Raw genomic sequence first — 20522 nt, 5'->3', positions numbered from 1 at the left:
AAGTGACGGAGACCCCTGTGACGCAGCTGACCGACGTCTTTTGAAGCCGACGTCGCCATCTACTCATTTCATATGATCATCGCCGATGCCATCAAGGAAACGGTCGAGGAGCACATTCCGGCGCTGGTGAAGCAGGGGCATGGATCAATCAAGATTTTCATGACCTATGACCGGCTCAAGGTCGACGACGATCCACCATCACAGCAGTTTTGCTCCAAAATTTCGTTCCGGATCCATGTCCGCCACGAGCCGGCCGGTGGGCTTGGCAAGCAAAAACAACCTCGTTCTACTGTGCATGGGGTTGGTTTCGCGTTTTTGGTTTTGCCCGCCCTCAGCCCTGGCGGCGCAGGAATCCGGTGATCGTGACCTTTTCCCAGATGCCGGCCGCCGCAAACGGATCGGCTCGGTTGAAGGCTTCGACTTCGCTGCGGCCGGGCGCCTCGATCAGGAACAGGCTGCCGATCATCCTCTCGCCGTCGTCGGAGACGAGCGGCCCTGACATCACGATCTTGACGCCGAAGCGCGAGGTGTCGCTCAGGAACGATCTATGGGCGTCGTAATTGGCGAGCCGCGTCGGCAGCGCGCCAGTGCGGTCGATGGCGTGAATGGCGAACAGCATGATGTCTCCGTTTCCTGCTCGGATTCTTGGGACGGCCGCGACGGCGGCCGTCCATGTTTGTCTTGATGGATACGCTTACTTGCCGCCGAGCTTGCCGGCTTCTTCGAAAGTCGGGCAGTTGCGCTGCTCCAGCGGCACGTCGAACGGCTGGTAATTGTCCTTGGTGATGACGGTCGGCTTCAGCACGATTTCGGCGATGACGGGCTGGTTGCGCAGGGATCGGATCGCCATCATGGTGCCGAGGCAGCCTTGGAAAAATCCATTGTAGTCGCCGCTCGCGAGCAATTTGCCGGACTTGATCGCGTCGATCGCTTCCTTGGTGCCATTGATGCCGATCACCTGCGCCTTGCGGTTGGCGCCGTCGAGCGCCTCGATCGCGCCGACCGCCATGGCGTCGTTGGCGGCGAGCACGCCGTCGATCTGCGCGTTCGACTGCATCAAATTCTCCATCACCTGGAGCGCCTGGAGCCGCTGATAGTTGCCGGGCTGCGAGGCCAGCAGTTTTGCGCCGGCGTTTTCCTTCAGCGCGTCGTTGAAACCGCGGACGCGGTCGACATTGGTCAGCGAGCCCTTGACGCCCTCGATGATGACGATGTTGCCCTTGCCGCCCAACGTCTTGAGCAGGAAGCGCGCGGTCTCGAGGCCGAGGCTGTAATCGTCGGCGCCGACGAAGGAGAGGAACTTGCCGCCGGCGGAGCGGTCGGTGATGTTGATAACGGGGATCTTGGCTTCGTTGATCTTCTCAACCCCCGGCACCATCGCCTTGTAGTCGACCGGCGTGAAGACGATGGCGCTCGGCTTCTTCACCACGACGTCTTCGATCTGGCTGAGCTGTTCTGGGATAGAGTCAGGCTTGGTCGGAATGTACTGCAGCGTCTTCGCGTTCAGCGTCTTCGCCATGTTATCGGCGCCGACCCGCACCGTCTGGAAGAACGGGTTGGTCTGGTTCTTGGTGAAGACGGCGATGGTCTCGCCGTCGGCACGAACTTCGGTGGTGAGTGCGGCCGCCATCAGCAGCAGCAGCGCCAAATAACACGACGGGTAACCCAATTTCTTATTCATGTTTCCTCCATCCCTCATTTTGCTTGTTGGAACTCCAGAACTCATTGCGCGCGGCGGCGGGTCTTCATGTCGAGCCAGACCGCGAGAATGACGATGATGCCGGTGACGAGCGGCTGCCAGTTTGCGCTGACCGACAACAGGTTCATGCCGTTCAGCACCAGCGTCAGTATCAGCGCGCCGATAAAGGTGCCGAAGACAGTGCCGACGCCGCCGAACAGCGAGGTGCCGCCGATCAGCACGGCCGCGATCGCGGGCAGCGTCAGGCTTTCGCCGATGTCGGCTTCGGCCGAATTAAGCCGCGACAGGAAGATGATCGAGGCGAGCCCCGCCATGGTGCCCGATACCGCGTAGACCAGCAGCAGGCGGCGCGCGACCGGAATGCCGGAGAGCCGTGCCGCGACCGGATTGGCGCCGATCGCATAGATCTCCTGACCCCAGATCGTTCGCTGCGCAAACAGCGTTCCGATCCCGAGGAACACCAGCAGCAGGTAGACCGGGATCGGCAGGCCGAACAGATAGCCGCTGCCGATCTGGCGGAAGCCCGCCGGGAAGCCGTGCAGGGTCTCGCCCGCCATGTACCAATAGGTGAGACCGTTCAGCACCCAGAGCATGCCGTAGGTGGCGATGAAGGAGGGGATGCGCAGCGCCGTGACCATGATTCCGTTGAGGAGCCCAACGATGCCGCCGCAGGCAAGCCCGGTGAGGATGCCGAGCGCGGGCGAGCCGGTCTTGTGGATCACGGTGCCGGCGATGCAGGCCGACAGCGCGACATTGGCGCCGACGGAGAGATCGAGACCGGCAGTCAGCACCACCAGCGTCAAACCCGAAGCGATGAAGAAGGTCAGGCTCGCCTGCCTGAGCACGTTGAGGATGTTGCCGAGGCTCAGGAAGGAATCGCTAAGCACCGCCAGCACCGCGCAGATCAGCAGTGCCGCGAGCAGGCGATAGAATACCTGGATCGCGTCCTGCGACAGGAACGAGCGCGGCGGCGCGATGGCGTCTTTGCTGATGTCGGTCATGCGCGGCTCCGCAGGCCATCCAGAAACAGCGCGACGATGACGAGGACGCCGACGCTTGCGACCTGCACCGAGGACGGCATCGAGATCAGGTTAAGCCCGTTGCGTAAGACACCAACCGAGACGACACCGAGCACGGTGCCGAGAAGCCAGCCATTGCCGCGCTCGAACGAGGTGCCGCCGACCGCAACGGCGGCGATCGCATCGAATTCGAGACCGAGGCCCGCGGTAGGGTGACCCGAGTTCATCCGCGCTGTCATCAGCAGGCCGGCGATGCCGGCCATGGCGCCACCGATCGCGTAGACCGCGATCAGCAGCCGGTTCGGCGAGAGGCCGGCATAGCGCAGCGCCTCCCGGTTGCCGCCGAGTGCGAAAATGTAGGTGCCGAAGCGGGTGTGATAGAGCAGGCCGTGGAACGCCGCATAGGTCACCAGCGCCATCACGATCGGCACGGGAATGCCCAGCAGCGTCGCCGAATAGATGTCGCGCACGCTGTGGGGAATCCCGACCACGCTCTGGCCGTCACTGACGATCAGCGACAGGCCTTGCGCCATGCCGAGCGTGCCGAGCGTCGCGACGAAGGGCGGGATGCCGAGGATGGCGACCAGCCAGCCATTGATCGTGCCAAAGGCCGCGCCGACCAGCAGGCCGGCGCCGAGGCCCAGCAGCATCGAGTGGGTCGCGAGCGAAACGATGGCGACGCAGAGCGAGGTCAGCGTCAGCACCGCGCCCATCGACAGGTCAAGCCCCTCGGTCATGATGATCAGCGTCATCGGCAGCGCGAGCATGGTCAGGATGGTCGACTGCACCAGCACGTTGGAGAGGTTGGCGACGGACAGGAAGCCGGGCGCGATCGCGCCGAACACCACGATCAGCAGCACCAGCACGATGGCGACGCCGGGAATCCGTTGCAGTGGATTGGACTGTGAAACGACCGCGGCCTCACGCATGATGCATCCCCAGTCGCACGATGTTCTCCTCGGTGAGCTCGCTGCGCGTCAGGTGCCCGGCGATGCGCCCCTCGCGCATCACATAGGCGCGGTCGCAGACATGGCAGATCTCGACCTGCTCGGACGAGATCATCAGCGCCGCCGCGCCTTCCGCGACAAGGCGATCGATCAGGGCGAAGATTTCAGACTTGGCACCGATGTCGATGCCCCGGGTCGGCTCGTCGAAGATGAAGAGCTTTGATCCCGCAGCCAGCCATTTGCCGATCACGACCTTCTGCTGGTTGCCGCCGGAAAGAAGGCCGACGGTCTGGCGTGCGCTTGGCGTCGCGATGCGCAGCTGCCGGATCAAGTCGTCGGAAGTGCGCTGCGCGCCACGCTGATCGAACAGGCCGCTCGGGAACAGCTTTCGCAGCGCCGATACCACCAGATTGTCACTGACCGATCGCAGCAGCGCCAGGCCCTCGCTCTTGCGGCTCTCCGGGATCAGCGCGATGCCGCGGCGGGCGGCAAGATCGGGTTCGCCGGACAAAGCCTTGCCGTCGAAGAAGATCTCGCCTGAGCTCACGGGATCGGCGCCGAAGATGGCGCGCGCGACCTCGCTGCGGCCCGAGCCGACCAGGCCGCACAGGCCGACGATCTCGCCCCGGCGCACCTCGATATTGATGTCCGAGATTCCGGTGGAGGCGCTCAGCCCCTTGACCTCGAGCAGCAGCTCGCCGGGCTTGTCGGAAAAATTACGCGGATAGGTCATGTCCACGTTGCGACCGACCATCATGCGGACGAGCTGGTCCGGCGTGACGTCGGCAGGGCGAACGCCGTCGATGCGGCGGCCGTCGCGCAGCACCGTGATGCGGTCGCCGAGCGCGAACACCTCGGCCATGCGGTGCGAGATGTAGACGATGGAGACGCCGTCGGCCTTCAGCCGCGCGATCAGTGCGAACAGCAGCTCGGTCTCGCGGTCTGACAGCGCCGCGGTCGGCTCGTCCATCACGAGGATGCGCGCGTTCTGGCTGATCGCTTTCGCGATCTCGACCATCTGCTGCTGCGCCACCCCTAACTTGTCGACAATGGTGGAGGGATCGATCTCGAACCCGATCATGCCAAGCACACGCCTGGCGTCGGCGAGGATCTTGCTGCGATCGATCGTGCCGGGGATGCGCCCCCGCGGCTCGCGGCCGAGGAAGATATTCTGGGCGATATCGAGATGAGGGACGAGCGAGAATTCCTGAAAGATCACGGCAATGCCGAGCTTCTGCGCATCCGCGGTCGAGTCGATCGCGACCGGCTCGCCCTTGTAGTAGAACTCGCCGGCATCGGCGCGGTAGGCGCCGCACAGCACCTTCATCAGGCTCGACTTGCCGGCGCCGTTTTCGCCAAGCAACATATGGACTTCCCCGGGGAAGACGGCAAAGGACACGTCGTCGAGTGCCTTGACGCCGGGGAATTCCTTGCTGATGCCGCGCAGCTCCAGCAGCGGGGCAGGTGAGGCAGGTTCAATGGCCAATGCGGCGGTGCTCATGCGCGCGCTCCGCTTGCGAAGATCTTTCCGGGATTCATCAGGCCGTTGGGGTCGAGTGCCTGCTTGATCGACCGCATCACATCGACGGCCTCGCCGAGTTCGTCAGCGAGATAGTCGATCTTGCCGAGCCCGATGCCGTGTTCGCCGGTGCAGGTGCCGTCCATGGCGATGGCGCGGGCGACCATGCGGGCCTGCAGCGCTTTGGCGCCTTCGACTTCCTCCGGCTTTGCCGGGTCGATCAGGATCAGCATGTGGAAATTGCCGTCGCCGACGTGGCCGACGATGGGCGCCGTAAAACCGTGCTCGTCCGCGTCGCGCCGGGTCTCGATCAGGCATTCCGCCAGCCGCGAGATCGGCACGCAGACATCCGTGATCACAGCACGCGCGCCGGGGCGTAAGCCGAGGCCCGCATAGAGCGTGTTGTCGCGGGCGTGCCAGAGCCGGCTGCGATCCTCCGGCGCTTTCGCCCAGGCAAAACCATGGCCGCCATGGTCGGAGGCAATGGCCTGCGCGGCCTCAGCCTGCTCGGCGACGGACGTCTCGGAGCCGTGGAATTCGAAGAACAGGGTCGGGGCTTCGCGATAGCCGAGTTTTGCGTAGGCGTTGATACCGCGCATCATGACGTCGTCGAGCAGCTCGATGCGCGCCACGGGGATCGCCGACTGGATCACGGAGATTGCGGTGTCGACGGCATTGTGCAGGGTGTCGAAGCTGCACACCGCGGCCGAGATCGCCTGCGGCACCGGATGCACCTTCAGCGTGATCTCGGTGATGATTCCGAGCGTGCCCTCGGCGCCGACGAACATCCGCGTCAGATCATAGCCGGCGGCCGACTTGCGCGCGCGCCTGGCGGTCCGGATCACGCGGCCGTCGGCGAGCACCACCTCCAGCGCCATGACGTTGTCCTTCATGGTGCCGTAGCGCACCGCCATGGTGCCGGAGGCGCGCGTGGACGTCATGCCGCCGATCGAGGCGTCGGCGCCGGGATCGATCGGAAAGAAAAGTCCGGTGCCGCGCATTTCCGCATTGAGCTGCTTCCGGGTGATTCCCGGCTGCACCACGACATCCATGTCGCTCTCGTGCACCGTCAGCACCTTGTTCATGCGCGCGAAGTCGAAGCAGACGCCGCCCGCGACCGCGGCCGCATTGCCTTCGAGCGAGGTCCCGGCGCCGAACGGCACGATGGGCATATTCCCACCGGCGCACAGCTTGACGATTTCGGCGACTTCCTGCGTGGTTTCAGGGAAGACGACGATGTCGGGCGGCAGGTTGCGATAATGCGACGCGCTCTGCCCATGCTGATCGAGCACGCCACGCGCGACGCTCGCGCGCAGGCCGATCATGCCCGTGAGGCGATCGGCCAATATGCTCGTGCTGACCCGCGGTCCCATCCTTGCTCCCTGTCTGCGCCTGTTGCCGGACGCTTGTCTGGTCCGCCGTCGTTCAGCTTAAGCGGCTCTTGCGCTGCTCGCGACCTGCTTCAGGCCGAATTCATAGGTGAGATGAAAATACTCGCTGTCCACCATGCGACCATCCGGCGCACGGCCGGGCGGGCAGCGCACAAATTCCCGGATCAGGCTGTCCTTGACGCCGAACACCACGTCAGAGTCGAGATATTGGTCGCCGGCGACGAACACATGGGTCACGAGCTGCTCGAAGCCGGGCGCCGAGATCATGAAATGCACATGCGCGGGACGCCAGGGATGGCGGCCCTGGACCTCCAGCATGTCGCCGACCGGGCCGTCATGCGGGATCGGATACGCCGCAGGCTTGATCGACCAGAAATTGAAGCGGCCATTCTGGTCGGTGTGGAAGCGCCCGCGCATAGCGAGATCGCCGATCTTGTCGAGCTGCTGCACGTCGTAATAGCCATCATCGTCGGAATGCCAGACGTCCACGACGGCGCCGGCAAGCGGCCGTCCGTCGACGGTCGAGACCGAGCCGGTCACCAGCATCGGATCGCCCTCCATCGGACCGGAGATATCGGCGCCGTTGTTTTTCTCGGGCGAGGCCTGCACGAAGAACGGGCCGAGTACCGTGGTTTCGGTCGCGCCTTCCGGCACCGGATGGTTGATCGCGTCGACCAGCATGGAGACGCCGAGCGTATCCGACAGCAGGATGAACTCCTGGCGCTTGTCGTCGCACATGTGGCCGGTGCGGGTCAGGAAGTCGATGCCGTATTCCCATTCCTTCTGGGTCGGGCGCACCTCGCGGACGAAGGCATGAAGGTGGCGCACCAGCGCCTCGCTGACCTGCTTGATCCGCGGATCGATCGCGCCTGCGATCCGCTCCAGCACTGCGTCGGTGATCGTGTTCTCGTCGAAGTTACGCATGTGTGCCTCCGCCGATCAGAGTTTGGGTTCGCCAAGCCCGGACAATCGTTCCAGGTGCTTGACGGTCGCGATGAAATCAGTGTCGCCGTCGCCCTGCGCCACCAGCGAGCCATAGGTTTCGCGCACTTGAGCCGCGAGCTGAAGCGGAACGCCGACGGCGTGGCCGGCGCCGAGGATCAGATCGAGATCCTTGGCCATCTGCTTGCAGGAGAAAGTCGAGTCGAAATCGCGGTTACGCAACGGCGCGGTCTTGTACTTCACCATCGGTGAGGCGACCGCGCTGTCATCGAGAACTTTCAGAATATCCTGCCAGCCGATGCCGCCCTTGCGCGCCAGCGCCAGGCTCTCCGCCATCATGGCGGCCGACACCGCGACCATCAGATTGACCGCAAGCTTCGCATATCGCGCTTCCTCGCCGGGCCCGAGATAGGTCTGGGCGCGGGTGAAGGCGGCGAACAGCGGCTTTGCGTTTTCGTAGGCGTCCTTCGGGCCCGAGACGAAGCAGCTCAGCGCGCCGGTGTGAACGATGCTGGCGTTGCCCGAGACCGGCGCCCGCAGATAGGCAATGCCGCGCGCCTGCGCGGCGATTGCAACTTCCGTGGAGGCTTCGACGCTCACGGTGCTGGTCTCGATCAATACTGCTGCCGGCGCCATTGCGGCGATGAGACCGGTCGGGCCGAGCATCGCGCCGCGCAACGCCGTGTCGTCCGGCAGCGACGTGACGATCGCGGCCTTGCCGCGCACGGCCTCGGCCGGTGAAGCGGCAATCGAGATGCCTTGCGCGCGCGCCTCGCTGAGCCGTGCGTCGCTCCGGTCGAACGCGGTCACGGCGTAACCGGCCTTGGCGACGAGCACCGACATCGGCAGGCCCATCTTGCCGATCCCGATAAAAGCGATGTTCTCTAGCGCGTCTGTCATTGTTGTTGTCCTTGACGCCCTCAGGCGGCGTGTCCCTGTCGTTCGATGTCGTGCACCAGCCGCCGGCCGGATTGCACGAGCAGTTCCTTTTTTGCCTCCAGACCGTCGGCCAGCAGCCGCCCATTCCGCTTCTTCCACACGCCGCCGATCATCACGGCCTCGATATTGGCAAGGCTCGTCTGCATCACGACCGTTGCGACGGGATCGCGCACCGGGACGAGGTTGAGATCGCTGGCATTGATGATGACGAGGTCGGCGAGCTTGCCCGGCGTCAGCGAGCCGATCTGGTTCTCGCGGCCGAGCATGCGCGCGCCTTCCGTCGTGATCCAGCGTAGCGCCTCGCGGACGGGGATCGTGGTCGTCGCCGGAATGGTGCCGTTGACCTTTCGCGACTCGGCGTTGTCGAGCGACCGCTGCGTCGAGAGCGCAACGCGCGCAGCGGAGAAGAGATCGCCGGCAAGCACGGATTCCAGATCGATGCCGATGGTCGGCCGCACCCCGCGCTTGAGCAGCCGTCCAGTGATCGGAAAGCCATGGCCCTGGATCATCTCGTTCTCCGGCGTCACCGAGAAGGACACGCCGAGGTCGACCATCCGGTCCAGCAGATCGTCAGGCAGGTCGTTGCCATGGACGATGTTGATTCCGGCGCCGACGAGGCCGGCCTCGATCAGCTTCTCCCAGCCATCAGGCGTCTTCGCGGGACCGCCGCCCTGATGCATCGATGCGATCAGCTTGAGCTCCCGCGCCATGCGGAAATCGTGCATGGCGACGTCGAGCGTCGAATAATGCGGGCCGAGGATCGCGAGCCCAAGCGTGACGAGGCCGTCGCGGTCGGCGAGGGGCCCCGCCAGCAGCCGCTCGACCTCGCGGCGTGGATGCGGCACCTCCGAGAAGTGCCGCTCGCCCGGTTTCGGCTCGGGCTTTGGCGAACCGTGGAAGAAGGCAGCGCGGATGCCGCTCTCGATCAGGCCGCGCACCGCAGCGTCGGTGTGATCTGGCGTCGGATTGTTGTGGCACCAGTCGACCAGCGTGGTGGTGCCTTGGTTGATCTGGTTCAACGCGCCGACCAAGGTCGCGATATAGATGTCCTCGGGCCGGAAGACCGTTGCGAGCCCGGCATGCATGCGGCGGAAATATTCCAGCAGCGTCCAGTTGGCGGCATAGCCGCGCAGCGCCGTCTGCCAGGTGTGCATATGCGCGTTGATCAGGCCGGGAATGACGATGCGCCCCTCGGCCTCGACGATCTCGGGGTCGCTGCCGACGTCGATCGATGGGCGCACGTCGACGATGCGGTTGCGCTCGATCAGCACGTCGCCAGTGCTGAAATCGCCGATCGCATCATCCATGCTGATGATGACCGCGGATTTGATCAGCGTGTGCCGCATGGAATCAAGCCACCGCTTTGACGTCGGCGGGCGGCTCGCCGGCCCAGGCGCGTGCGATCAGGTCGCGGATGGCGTTGCGCTCGAGCGGCCGCGGGTTCCAGTAGGCGTTGGTGACGGCCAGGTCGGCAGCCTTGCCGATGCCGTCTTCGGGCATGCCGATGTCGCGTAGTGCAAGCTTTGCACCTAGCCGCTTTGCTAGATCGTAGAGCCCGCGCGATGCATCGACAGTACCGATCGCGCGCGAGATGCGTGCCATCGCATCGGGCACGGCCGGCGCGTTGTAGGCCAGCGCATGCGGCAGCACGATGGTGTGGGTTTCGGCATGCGGCAAATCGAAGGTGCCGCCGAGCGTGTGGCAGAGCTTGTGATGAAGCGCCATGCCGACGGTGCCGAGACAGACGCCGCATAGCCACGCGCCATAGAGCGCTTCGGTGCGGGCCTCGCGGTCGTCACTCTTGGCGGCGATGGCGGGCAGGGCACGTGCCAGCGCGCGAATGCCTTCTTCCGCCATCAGCGACGTGACCGGATTGGTGTCGCGCGCATAGAGCGCCTCGACTGCATGTGCGATCGCATTGATGCCCGAGCTCGCAGCCAGGCTCGCCGGCAGCGTCAAAGTGAGATCGACATCGTAGATCACGGTCTCCGGCAGGATGGCGGCGTCGCGTACGGTGGTCTTCAGGCCGTTCTCGGTCTGGCCGACGATCGGCGTCATCTCCGAACCTGCATAGGTTGTGGGAATGCAGAGCTGGTTCACACCCGTGCGTAAGGCGAGCGCCTTGCCGAGGCCCGTGGTCGAGCCGCCGCCGAGCGAGACGACGCAGTCGGCCTCGCATGCCTTCATCGCCGCAAGCGCCCGCTCCGTGACCTCGACCGGCGTGTGCATGGTCGCGCCCGGAAAGATGCCGCCATAGAGCGAGCCGAGTGCCGCGCCCAGGCTCTTGCCTTGCGCCTCCTGCTGCGGCGTCGTCAGCACCAGCGCGCGTTTGCCGCCGAGCCGCTCGACCTCGGTTTTGGCCGAGGCCAGCGTTCCGCTGCCGAACACGACGCGGCAGGGCAGGTTTTCAAAGGTGAACGTACCGATCATGCGCCGGTCTCTTTGATGGGATAATCGACCTGGAAGCGCCCGATCCGCAAGTCGCCCAGCGCCTCGCGCACCCGTAAATGTTCCGGGTGGGTGGCGTAGGCCTGGAGCGAGGCGTGGTCGGTGAATTCGGAGAACAGGACGACGTCGCAGGCGTAGTCGACATCGCTGACATCCACGCCGACCTCGATATGGGTGAGGCCGTCGATCCTGCCGCGCAGCCCCTCGAACAGGGTTTTGACCTTGATCCGGGCGGCGGAACGCTCCGCTGGCGTCTCCCCGCGCAGCCGCCACATCACGATGTGCCTGATCGGGCCCGACATTTCCCTGTTTCCTCGCCTGCTATCTTGCTTGTGTTGGCGCCATTTTGACTTGCGGGATGCGGAAATAAAGACCAATAATCGCAAGTCTCTTTTTCTATTTGCGAAAAAATGGACCGCCTGCTCCAACTCGAAGTGTTTGCCAAGACGGCCGAACTCGGCAGCCTGTCCAAAGCTGCCGAAGCCCTGCGGATGTCGAATGCTGCCGCGAGCCGCCACCTCAGCGCGCTCGAGGAGCGGCTTGCGGTCCGGCTGATCGAGCGCAACACCCGCCGGCTGTGGTTGACGGAGGCGGGGCAGGAGCTGCTGGAGCGCTCCAGCCGGGTCTTGAGCGAATTGGCGGAGGCCGAGGACATCGTCAGCGACCGCGCGCTGTCGCCGCAAGGCACACTGCGGGTCACGAGTTCGCTGTCCTTTGCTGTGATCTATCTGGCGCCGATGCTGCCGGCCTTCCGCGCGCGCTATCCGAAGCTCAACATGCAGATCACCACCGCCAATCGGTACTCCGATTTCATCGAGGCCGGCATCGACGTGGCGATCAGGACGCGCGAGCAGGAGCCGGATTCGAATATCATCGTCCGCCGCATCGGCCAGATGCGGCGTGTGCTCGCTGCTGCGCCCTCGTATCTCGCAAGCTGTGGCGAGCCGGAACAGCCCGCCGATCTCGCGCGCCACAACATGCTGGTCTACAATCTCGCCAACGATCCTTATTCGCTGCGGCTGCGCAAGGGCAACGGCGCGCAGACTGTCCGCATCACGCCGACGCTCGACAGCAATGACGGCCAGGTCATCCGCGGCGCCGCACTGGTAGGGCTCGGCATTCTCATCCAGCCGCTCTACATCGTGCAAAGCGATATCGCGGCGGACCGTCTCGTTCCGGTCCTGATGGACTGGGAGCTGCCGCTGCTGACGATGAACATCGCCTATCAGAATCGTGCCGGACTCCCCGCCAAGATCAGGGTCTTTTCCGACTTCCTGGTCGCTCACATCCGCGAGCATTCGCAGCCGGGGATCTGGATCGACGCGGCGAAGTGAGACGAACGCTTTGAGTTTCGACCGCCGTGATCCGGCAGTTGATTGGCGAGCCGATTGATCAGTGTGCCGAGTTTGCGCTGGTCCGCGGCGACAAAACGCGCGATGGAAATTTGCTCGTGAAGGCACGGGTCTTGGGTTGGACACGCGATCCGTCGATCACCTCGAGCCGGCCGCAGCGGTTCAAGGTGTGCAGCTTCCTGCCGGGCCAGGCCGGTCCGGGCCTCAGGGAGTGGCGGACGATCTGCTTGAACGTCGTCGGTGACAACTCGACGATTTCCGCCAGGGCGAGCGCTGCCCCGTATCCGCCAGCACAATCCTGGACCGGTCGCCACAATCGGTCATTGACGGTAATGAAATTCCCCGCAGGTCGCGTGCTCGCGCGGTCGATCAGGACGGGGTTGCTGGCATGCGGCAACCACGGGCCCATGAGGTGCTCGGCGTAATAGATCGCCAGCGAATCCGAATACCCGCCGGTGCCGTCGCGCCAGGCCCCGAACAGATAGTTCAAGCCGTTGTGCCGCGTGATCGTCGCATCGGCGAGTTCAAGTCCTGAAAGCAGCGTCGCGTGCCGCTCCCATTTGTCCGGAAACCGAACGCATTTATAGATGGCGACGTCCGCATTGGTCGAACTCTCCGGGATCATCCACAACGCACCATCGTCCTCGATGAGGAACGGATAGGAGAGGTGCCAAGGCTCCTCCAGCACGGGGACGACCTCTCCGACCGGGCCGGCGTCGTTGAACTCGATCGCCGACACGATGCCTTTTCCAACCCGGTGGTCGAGATCTTCAAAGAAGACGAATGTTCGGCCCTGCCAGGTGATCGGGAAGGGGTCGGCGTAAAAGTGGTTTCCGGGATCTGCAAGGACGTTCCAGCCTGGGCCGGAGAGATCTCCGGTCTGCCAGACGCCTGCACCATCATTGAAGCGCCATCCGACATGCCAATGCGGGGCATAGCAGCAGAGGCGATAGATCTCCTTGGCGATCGATACGGCGAGGCCGCGCGCGACGTACGCCGCTGGCGGGCGGCCGTTGCCGGCTCGGGCCGGGCGTGCCAGCTGCGGCACGATGCGCGGTCTTCCCGACAGGATGACCGCCACCATGGTCAGGGTTCGCGCCATGACCGTTTCGAGGCCGCCGCTCAGACCGGCCGCGATTTCGGCGGAGGGGTGGCCGCGATCGAGGATTGCACCGTCGACCTCGTCCACGATTTCGATCACCGGCAGGTCGCCGGCGAGAATGGCGGCAAGGGCTGCGTTTTCGCCTGCGGCTCCGTTGAACAGCGGACGAAGATACTGCCGGGCGGAGCAGTTCGGATCCCGCGCGGCGCCGGTGAAATCGACGATCGTGTCGGCCGTGCCGGCGCGAGCCTGCATCCGTTCCGGACTGGTCTTCAGCCTGTCGGCGCCGCTGTGCTTGCCCTTGTGCAACACCAAACGTTCGAGCTCGAACAGCGCGTCGAGACCGGTGGGGCGCGGCTCGGCCGTTGCCGTCCATGCGATCTGAACCGGTACATCCCGGCCGTCGACCGACAGCGTCTCGCGGCCCATCCACCGCCGCGCATGCTCAGTTTCACAGCGAAACTCGATGATCATGTCGAGCCAATCCATTTCAATGCGACCCGGTCAAATGACCTGGCCGAGAATTCGAACGTATTCCTCCACCATGGCATCCACTGAATAGCGCAGCTTCAGGCCTTTGGCGTTTTGTCGCAGTTCGTCGCTCAGTTGTTGGTCCGTCAGCAGCCTGGAGACGGCCGCCGACAGCTTCGTATGATCGGAAGCATCGACGAACAGCGCCGTCGGCTTTCCTTCAACGGACAACACCTCGCGCAAGACCGGAAGATCGGTGACGACCGAGGGAACGCCTGCGTTCGCGGCTTCCACAGCGGCCAGACCGAAGGTCTCTGCCTGGGTCGGAAATACAAAAACGTCGAGAGCGGCGAGAAAATCCGCCATCTGCCGCGGGGTGATTTCGCCGAGCAGATGCAGCCTGTCCGAGACTTTCAACTCATCAGCCAACTGCCTCAGCCGGGCCTCGTCGGCTCCCTGGCCGGCCAGTGCGAGGTGCCAGGATGGTTGATCCGGCAACAGGCGTATCGCCGCATCGAGCCGCTTGTGCGGGTGCAATCTTGCTGCGCAGCCGAGCAGGATGGCATCCGGTGGCAGATTGAATTTCTGTCGTGCAGCTTGCTTCGACAGGGTGAGGGCCTTGTCGTCGAAGCCGTGCGGGACATGCACCATGCGCGAGCGATAGGCCGCAGGGTAGCGCGAATACTCGCGCTGCATGTCCAGCGAGTTGAGCGTGATGCGGTCGAAGAAGCCGAGGCTGCCCATGACGATGTCGGCCGCACGGACCGGCCAGCTCATCGACAGCGCCGATGAAACCTGATTGGCGATAACAGGCGCGCGGCAGACGAGGCGCGCCACGCCGGCGCCGATGACATTGCCGAAGTGCTGAAACGTCAGAACGGCGTCGGGCCTGGTGGCCCTGATATGGCGGCCGAGCGTCCACAGCAGTTGCAGCAGTGCCAGCGGATGTCCCGGCCGGTGCGATGCGCAATAGACCGTATCAGGCGGCTCATCGAACGAATCCGACTTGCGGAAGAAAAACAGATTGGTGACCCGGTAGCCCCGCGCGGTCAGCCCGGCGCCAAGCAGTCGCGAGATCTCCTGCGCACCGGCGTTCTCGGCCTGGGTCTGTACGAGAAGCACGTGCAGCTTTCGTCCGCTGCCCTCGGGCGGCGGGAGTGCTGTCGCAGCCGTCTCGCCCAACTCCTTGTTTGGCTGGTAATGGAGCACGGATCCCGACCCACTGATGAAACGAAATGTTCACCTTCTTGACTCCGTAGCTACCATGCGGGCATAGCGCGGACACCGACTAGCAATAAACGGAGTTAATGCGCGGCCTGCCGGAAGGGCACCGTTCGCGAGAGAATTCCGCTGGCTCCCAACCAAATGAAGCGAGCGCGTTAACCAATTGGTCATGGTCGGATGAGGCGCGGGTAACCGCGGATTAACCATAGATATTTACGTTGGAGGAGGCCACTGAACAGTGTTCGCCAGTTGAATCCGAGTAAAATCCATGACGTTCGGTCGCCGTGCAGACCCGACAAGTTCCGGATCGACCGGTGTCGCCGCGTCGTGGCTGACTCGAAATGCGTCGAACGGCGAGGCTCGTGAAACCGCCGCACGCTCTGGCGGTGCGCTCACGGCCGCGGGTGCGCTCTCCTTCTTGCGGGACAACGCTCGCCGCATCCTGACGTTCGCAGTCGCGATTTTTGCCGTTGGCGTCGTCGTTCTCCTGGTGATCCCGGTTCGGTACGCAGCGACCGCGCTGGTCGTGGTCGATCCCCGCGAGCAACGCGTGACCACCGAGCAGGACGTTCTGCCGGGTATCGGGCAGGATAGCGCCGCGCTGCAAAGCCTGGTCGAAGTGGCGAAGTCCGACGGCTTTCTGAAGCCGCTGATCGAGCAGCTCAAGATTCGCGACGACGAAGACATTTCCGGGGGACACACCGACCCCGCGCGCCTGCTCGAGAGATTCCGCAACCGCCTCGACATTTCCCGTCGCGGACTGACCTATGTCATCGCCATCCGCTTCACCTCGAGCCGGCCGGAGCGGGCGGCCTACTACGCCAATGCGATCGCCGAGGCGTTCGTCGCCAGCCAGGGCCGCAGCCGCACCGATGCGACCGACGAGGCCGCCGACTGGCTCAGTGGCCGGCTCAAATCATTGAACGAACGGTTGAAGACGTCAGAGGACGCCGTGGCCACGTTCAAGCTCGAGCACAGGATCGTCAACGCGGGCAAGGATTCCACCACCCAGCAATTGCGGGTTACTGAACTGTCGCAGCAGGTTGCCGCTGCGCGCGCCCGAACCGAAGAGGCGAAGGCCCGCTACGAACAGGCGCAGCGCGACGTGAAGGCGAATGTCGAGAGCCCCGTCAAGCAGGATCTCCTGAGCGCTCTGCGCGCACAGCGGTCGGCGCTCAATGACCAGATTGCGCAGAAGCGGGCGGTGTTCGGCGATCGCCATCCCGACCTCGTCATGTCGTACAGCCAGTTGACCGATCTGAACAGGCAGATCGAGGTCGAGCGGACCAAGGGCGTCGACACAGCAAAATCGGAATACGAGGCTCAGCGTGAGCAGCAGAAGGCGCTGGAAGGCCAGATGAAGGCGGCGGAATCGCAGCTTCTGGTCGACGGTCAGGCTCTGGTCCGGCTCCAGGAGCTGCAGCGCGACGCTGAGGCCAACAGAAACATCTACGAGCAGTTCCTCTCGCGCTCCAAGACGACGAACGAGCAGCGCCTCTTGCAGAGCTCTCAGACCAAGATTGCATCGTCCGCCATTCCGCCGCTGCGCTCGACCCTGCCACCGCTGTCTTTGCTGCTCGCCGCTCTCGCGATCGGTTCGCTGCTGACATCGACGGCGGTCGTCGCCGCCACGAGACGCGGATCGGACAAATCCGCTCCTGATATCCGCGACCCCGAACCGGCTCCGCGCCAGCCCGCGACCTGGTCACGTCCGCCCGTGTGGGCCCGCATTCCCGACCTGACGCCCGCCGAAGTCCCCAGAAACATCTGGCAAGGGCCGGTGTCCGCGACCACCGAACTCGATCTCAGTCCCCATCTGCGTCCGTTGCTGGAGCGGCTGGAGAAGGTGCCGGGACCTCGTGGCAAGGTCGTCTTCGTGATGTCGGTCGGCAAGCGGGCCGGCGGCAACACCGTCGCGCGGTCGCTGAACCGATGGGCCGTGAACACGGGGAAGCTGAGCGTCCTGATCCGGGTCGAGCCGGACCTCGGCGGTGCCGGGGCTGGCCTCGCCAACGGCCAGGCCGACGGCATGACCACCGCGGACTTTCGCAGCGTCGACGAGCTCCTGGGCGCCGGCAAGAAGCCCGCGACACAGCCCGCGGACGATATTCGTTCGGAGTTCGATCTGATCGTCGTCCACGCCACCTCTCTGGCCTTGCAGCCGGAGGCGGCGGCGCTGGCGGATCACGCCGATCTTGTCATCCTGGTCGCTCGCGAAGACGCGGTCGATTCGGCCGCAATGCGCAGGGCTATTGCTGCGCTCTCCCGGTTTGTCGGTGTGCCGACCGGCATCGTCGTCAACCGTGTGCCGGCGGGCCCGTCGGCATCCCGTCGCGGCGAAGTGCTGGGGCTGGCTGGTTGACGCCACGCGGCAACGGATTGCCGAGCCATGCAATGCCCTGACTGAGAAGACGTCTATTCGCCGGGTTCCGCGCCGCGGACCGCGTAGGCGCCGCGCTTCGATGCCGAGAAGCGCAAAAGTCCCAGAACCGAAGGATCGACCCCGGTTCGCCGCCGACAGAGGATGTTGAGGGCGATGGTCGCGAGCGCCAGCGAGACAGTGGCCGAGATCGCTGCGCCAAGAACGCCGAGCCAGGGAATGAGGACGAGAAATCCGATCAGCCGCAACGCCACGTTGGCGGCAACGACAGGGACATACTCGCGCTCGTGGCCGGTCAGCTGCAAGATCGCCGCAGATGGACCGCCCGCTGCCTGGAAGGCCGTCCCGATCGCGAGCACGATCAGGACCCAGTGCTGCGCGGCAAAATGCGGCCCGAACAGGTTGAGAAGATGGGGACCGCCAACCCAGATCAGGAGAAGTCCGCTGACCACGCACAGCGCGGTCACTTCCGCCATGAGCCGCAAGGTTCGCTCGAATTCCTCGTGGTTCTTGCTGAAGTACAGTGACGGGAGCCGCCGCGCGCCAAAACTGTACAATGCGGCGGACAGCATGGCGAACATGTTGGCCAGGCGCGAAGCGGCGAAATAAATTCCGGCGGTTGCCGGGTCCAGCATCCAGTAGACCAGAATGACGTCGAAATACTGGTTCGCTGCTTCCAGGATGGACGCAACCCAGAAATGGAGCGCGCTCGATCTCCAGCGCGACGTCTCGGAGCGCACCGCCGTGCCGCGGAAATCCGGCAGAACTCGCGCAATCGCGATGGTCTGCGCGACCAGCCCGACCGACATGGCAATCGTCATCACGGCGATCAATTCGGCGGGATCGAGCTGCCGATGGCCGGACATGATTGCGAGCAGAAACAGCACGACGCTGACGCGCCAGAAGAACTCCCTGTTTCCTTCTCCCATGAGAATGCTGACCAGCGAGCGAGCGATCTGGCTGCCAAGCATCAGTCCCGCATTGACGGCGATGTAGGCCGACACCGCGATGATCAGCAGCCACGAATCGCCTCTGATGTTCGCGCCGATCGCGGTTGCGCCGATCGCAATCAGCATTGCGACGGAGGAAATCCTGAGGCTCGATAGCAGAACGCCTTTGGTGAGATCGGGCTGATTTCCCACCCGATACTCGTTCAGAAATCGCACCAGCAGCGATTCCTGTCCGACCAGCCCGACGACCGCCGCCATCTGGGCCACCGAAAGCCAGGTCGCAAAGATGCCGAACCCATCGGGCGACATCGTTCGTGCCGCCAGCGAGAACAACGCAAACGCAAGCGCACCGCTACCAACCTTGAGGAGGATGGTTCCGGCAACACCGCGCGTCACGTCGCGCCGCATGAACTGGACGATGGAATCGATCATGGGAATTGAAGGGGTAACTCCCCCTGGAGAGACATTTTCCGATACAGCCGACAGCCTAGCATGCCGAAAAACCGCGAGTGTTAATGGGCGGCCTCCATGCGCTTGCCGGCCGCGACGATGTCGTGGCTATGCCGGCTGCTTCACTATGGAACATCGCTGACCCCACTGTCCCAGATCAAGCAAAGCCCGGCCCGATCGCGTGGCGGCATAGCGCCGCATCGACGGTCAATGAAGGCGAGATGAGCCGTTTGAATGCGGACTGGCTCGCCCGGAATGGCCGCCGAGTTGCCGGAGACCGAGGTTTGCAGGGCATCCTCAGCAAGGCGCGTGCCGGATATCGTCAAGCCGGGCAGCCCTCTGCTTCATTAACCGAGATATCGAGAAATGATCGCGTTTGGTCCTGTGATGCGACATCAGGCGAGAGAATTGCACGTGCAACCATCGTTGACCGTGGGAGCCTGGACTATGACGGCCGATAGCAAGTTGACTGAGCCGAACGCTAGATCTGCGACCGCGACGATCGTCGCCGACATCGCCATTGTCGGCGGCGGCCTTGCGGGATCGCTCGCGGCGGCGGTGCTCGCGCGGGCAGGGCATCGTGTCGCTCTCGTCGACAAGCGCGCGGTCTATCCGGACGAGTTTCGGGTCGAGAAAATCGGCGGCCATCAGCTGGTCATGTTGCGCAAGCTGGGCTTCCTCGATGCGCTCGACCGCGTGGCCTGCCGATATGATCAGGTACTCAATATCAGGGAAGGCAAGGTGGTCGATGTCAGCGTCGGCCAGGCTTACGGGCTTCCCTACGCCGATCTCGTTGCCATGGCGCGCAGCCAACTGCCTGATCCGTCGAGCCTGATCGTCGACGAAGTCACTGCAGTCAATTGTAGCGACGATATCCAGCATATCGAGCTCGCTTCCGGAAGGCGCCTCGACGCGCGTCTCGTCGTTCTGGCTACGGGCATGGCGGGCGTTCTCGGCTACAAGCTCGGCATCAAGCGGCGCGTGCTGGCCGAGCGCCATTCGGTTTCGTTCGGCTTCACGATCGCCCGCCGGGACGATGCGCCGTTCGCTTTCGAGGCGCTGACCTGTTACGGCGAGCGCACGGCTGACGGCATCGATTATCTCAGCCTGTTTCCCGTGCGTGCCGGTATGCGCGCAAACCTCTTCATGTTCCGCGACCCGGCCGATCCGATCATGCGCGAGCTACGCCGCGAACCGGAAGCGACGGTTTTGCGCCTGCTGCCGGGATTGCGGCCTTACCTTGGCGATTTCCACGTGACCGACCGGGTGCAGAATTGGGTGATGGACCTGTCCGTCGTGGAAGGACATCTCCAGCCCGGCGTCGTGCTGATCGGCGATGCATTCCAGACCAATTGCCCCGCCGCCGGCACGGGCGTTGCCCGGCTGCTGGTGGACGTCGATCGCCTGTGCACCGAATATGCGCCGCGTTGGCTCAAGACCGAGGGCATGAGCAAGGAGAAGATTTCGGAGTTCTATTCCGATCCCGACAAGGTCGCGGCGGACCAGCAGTCACTGAAGATGGCGCGCTTCCGCCAGGCCCTGACGTCCCGCAACGATATCGGTTGGGACGTGCGGCGGCGGCTGCACTTCCTGCGCCGCAGTCTCACCCACCGGGTCGATCAAATGCGGCCGGGCTGGCTCGCGCATGTTCGAAGGGCGCTACACGCCTGAGAGTCGCACCCTGTCGGC

18 protein-coding genes are annotated in these 20522 nt (G+C 64.2%); 4 read left to right on the top strand and 14 right to left on the bottom strand.

Features of this window, described 5'->3' with window-relative positions:
- Nucleotides 1-72 precede the first annotated feature (72 nt).
- Complete coding sequence (locus IVB27_RS19225; protein WP_247444892.1) at nt 73-360, top strand: hypothetical protein; 288 nt, start codon at nt 73-75, stop codon at nt 358-360.
- Here IVB27_RS19225 and IVB27_RS19220 read toward each other — a convergent pair.
- The 11 genes from IVB27_RS19220 to IVB27_RS19170 all read right to left on the bottom strand — a co-directional run bounded on the left by IVB27_RS19220 (nt 332) and on the right by IVB27_RS19170 (nt 11206).
- A complete protein-coding gene (locus IVB27_RS19220; RefSeq protein WP_247444891.1) occupies nt 332-619 on the bottom strand; it encodes a YciI family protein in 288 nt (95 codons plus the stop codon). The genes IVB27_RS19225 and IVB27_RS19220 overlap by 29 nt on opposite strands.
- A 75-nt stretch (nt 620-694) precedes the next feature.
- Complete coding sequence (locus IVB27_RS19215; protein ID WP_247444890.1) at nt 695-1681, bottom strand: sugar ABC transporter substrate-binding protein; 987 nt, start codon at nt 1679-1681, stop codon at nt 695-697.
- A 41-nt stretch (nt 1682-1722) separates the two neighbouring features.
- Nucleotides 1723-2700 (bottom strand): ABC transporter permease, encoded by a 978-nt coding sequence (locus IVB27_RS19210; RefSeq protein ID WP_247444889.1) that lies wholly within the window; start codon nt 2698-2700, stop codon nt 1723-1725.
- On the bottom strand, nt 2697-3647 hold the full coding sequence (locus tag IVB27_RS19205; RefSeq protein ID WP_247444888.1) for an ABC transporter permease: 951 nt from the start codon (nt 3645-3647) through the stop codon (nt 2697-2699). Before IVB27_RS19205 ends, IVB27_RS19210 begins: the two co-directional genes overlap by 4 nt.
- Nucleotides 3640-5166: a sugar ABC transporter ATP-binding protein gene (locus IVB27_RS19200; RefSeq protein WP_247444887.1), complete on the bottom strand. Its 1527-nt coding sequence runs from the start codon at nt 5164-5166 to the stop codon at nt 3640-3642. Before IVB27_RS19200 ends, IVB27_RS19205 begins: the two co-directional genes overlap by 8 nt.
- Nucleotides 5163-6557: an FAD-linked oxidase C-terminal domain-containing protein gene (locus IVB27_RS19195; protein ID WP_247444886.1), complete on the bottom strand. Its 1395-nt coding sequence runs from the start codon at nt 6555-6557 to the stop codon at nt 5163-5165. The genes IVB27_RS19200 and IVB27_RS19195 overlap by 4 nt, the downstream gene beginning before the upstream one ends.
- A gap of 57 nt (nt 6558-6614) precedes the next feature.
- Nucleotides 6615-7499 (bottom strand): intradiol ring-cleavage dioxygenase, encoded by an 885-nt coding sequence (locus tag IVB27_RS19190; RefSeq protein WP_247444885.1) that lies wholly within the window; start codon nt 7497-7499, stop codon nt 6615-6617.
- A 15-nt stretch (nt 7500-7514) separates the two neighbouring features.
- Nucleotides 7515-8417, bottom strand: a complete 903-nt coding sequence (locus IVB27_RS19185) for an NAD(P)-dependent oxidoreductase (protein WP_247444884.1) — start codon at nt 8415-8417, stop codon at nt 7515-7517.
- A gap of 20 nt (nt 8418-8437) precedes the next feature.
- Nucleotides 8438-9802, bottom strand: a complete 1365-nt coding sequence (locus tag IVB27_RS19180) for an amidohydrolase family protein (RefSeq protein ID WP_247444883.1) — start codon at nt 9800-9802, stop codon at nt 8438-8440.
- A 4-nt stretch (nt 9803-9806) separates the two neighbouring features.
- Nucleotides 9807-10886, bottom strand: a complete 1080-nt coding sequence (locus IVB27_RS19175; RefSeq protein ID WP_247444882.1) for a maleylacetate reductase — start codon at nt 10884-10886, stop codon at nt 9807-9809.
- Nucleotides 10883-11206, bottom strand: coding sequence for a Dabb family protein (locus IVB27_RS19170; protein WP_247350212.1), 324 nt, complete (start codon nt 11204-11206; stop codon nt 10883-10885). Before IVB27_RS19170 ends, IVB27_RS19175 begins: the two co-directional genes overlap by 4 nt.
- 108 nt (nt 11207-11314) lie before the next feature.
- Between IVB27_RS19170 and IVB27_RS19165 the strand changes: the two genes are divergently transcribed.
- The gene (locus IVB27_RS19165; RefSeq protein WP_247444881.1) at nt 11315-12238 is read left to right on the top strand and encodes a LysR family transcriptional regulator; all 924 of its coding nucleotides are present in this window, start codon (nt 11315-11317) and stop codon (nt 12236-12238) included.
- Between the two features lie 58 nt (nt 12239-12296).
- Here IVB27_RS19165 and IVB27_RS19160 read toward each other — a convergent pair whose 3' ends face one another.
- Both IVB27_RS19160 and IVB27_RS19155 read right to left on the bottom strand, forming a co-directional pair.
- Complete coding sequence (locus IVB27_RS19160; protein WP_247444880.1) at nt 12297-13832, bottom strand: glucosamine inositolphosphorylceramide transferase family protein; 1536 nt, start codon at nt 13830-13832, stop codon at nt 12297-12299.
- 30 nt (nt 13833-13862) lie between these two features.
- Nucleotides 13863-15038, bottom strand: a complete 1176-nt coding sequence (locus tag IVB27_RS19155) for a glycosyltransferase family 4 protein (protein ID WP_247444879.1) — start codon at nt 15036-15038, stop codon at nt 13863-13865.
- A 283-nt stretch (nt 15039-15321) separates the two neighbouring features.
- On the opposite strand from IVB27_RS19155, the gene IVB27_RS19150 reads away from it, so the two are divergent.
- Nucleotides 15322-17415, top strand: a complete 2094-nt coding sequence (locus tag IVB27_RS19150; RefSeq protein WP_247444878.1) for a GumC family protein — start codon at nt 15322-15324, stop codon at nt 17413-17415.
- A 53-nt stretch (nt 17416-17468) separates the two neighbouring features.
- Here IVB27_RS19150 and IVB27_RS19145 read toward each other — a convergent pair whose 3' ends face one another.
- Nucleotides 17469-18815 carry a lipopolysaccharide biosynthesis protein gene (locus tag IVB27_RS19145; RefSeq protein WP_247444877.1) on the bottom strand — a complete coding sequence of 449 codons (1347 nt, stop codon included), beginning with the start codon at nt 18813-18815 and terminating at the stop codon, nt 17469-17471.
- Nucleotides 18816-19280: 465 nt separating this feature from the next.
- On the opposite strand from IVB27_RS19145, the gene IVB27_RS19140 reads away from it, so the two are divergent.
- A complete protein-coding gene (locus IVB27_RS19140; protein ID WP_247444876.1) occupies nt 19281-20504 on the top strand; it encodes an FAD-dependent oxidoreductase in 1224 nt (407 codons plus the stop codon).
- Nucleotides 20505-20522 lie beyond the last annotated feature (18 nt).

It is taken from the genome of Bradyrhizobium sp. 197 (genome assembly GCF_023073375.1).
Lineage (GTDB): Bacteria > Pseudomonadota > Alphaproteobacteria > Rhizobiales > Xanthobacteraceae > Bradyrhizobium.
The sequence above is the reverse complement of the archived record's forward strand: the minus strand, read 5'-3'. Positions and strand labels throughout refer to the sequence as shown.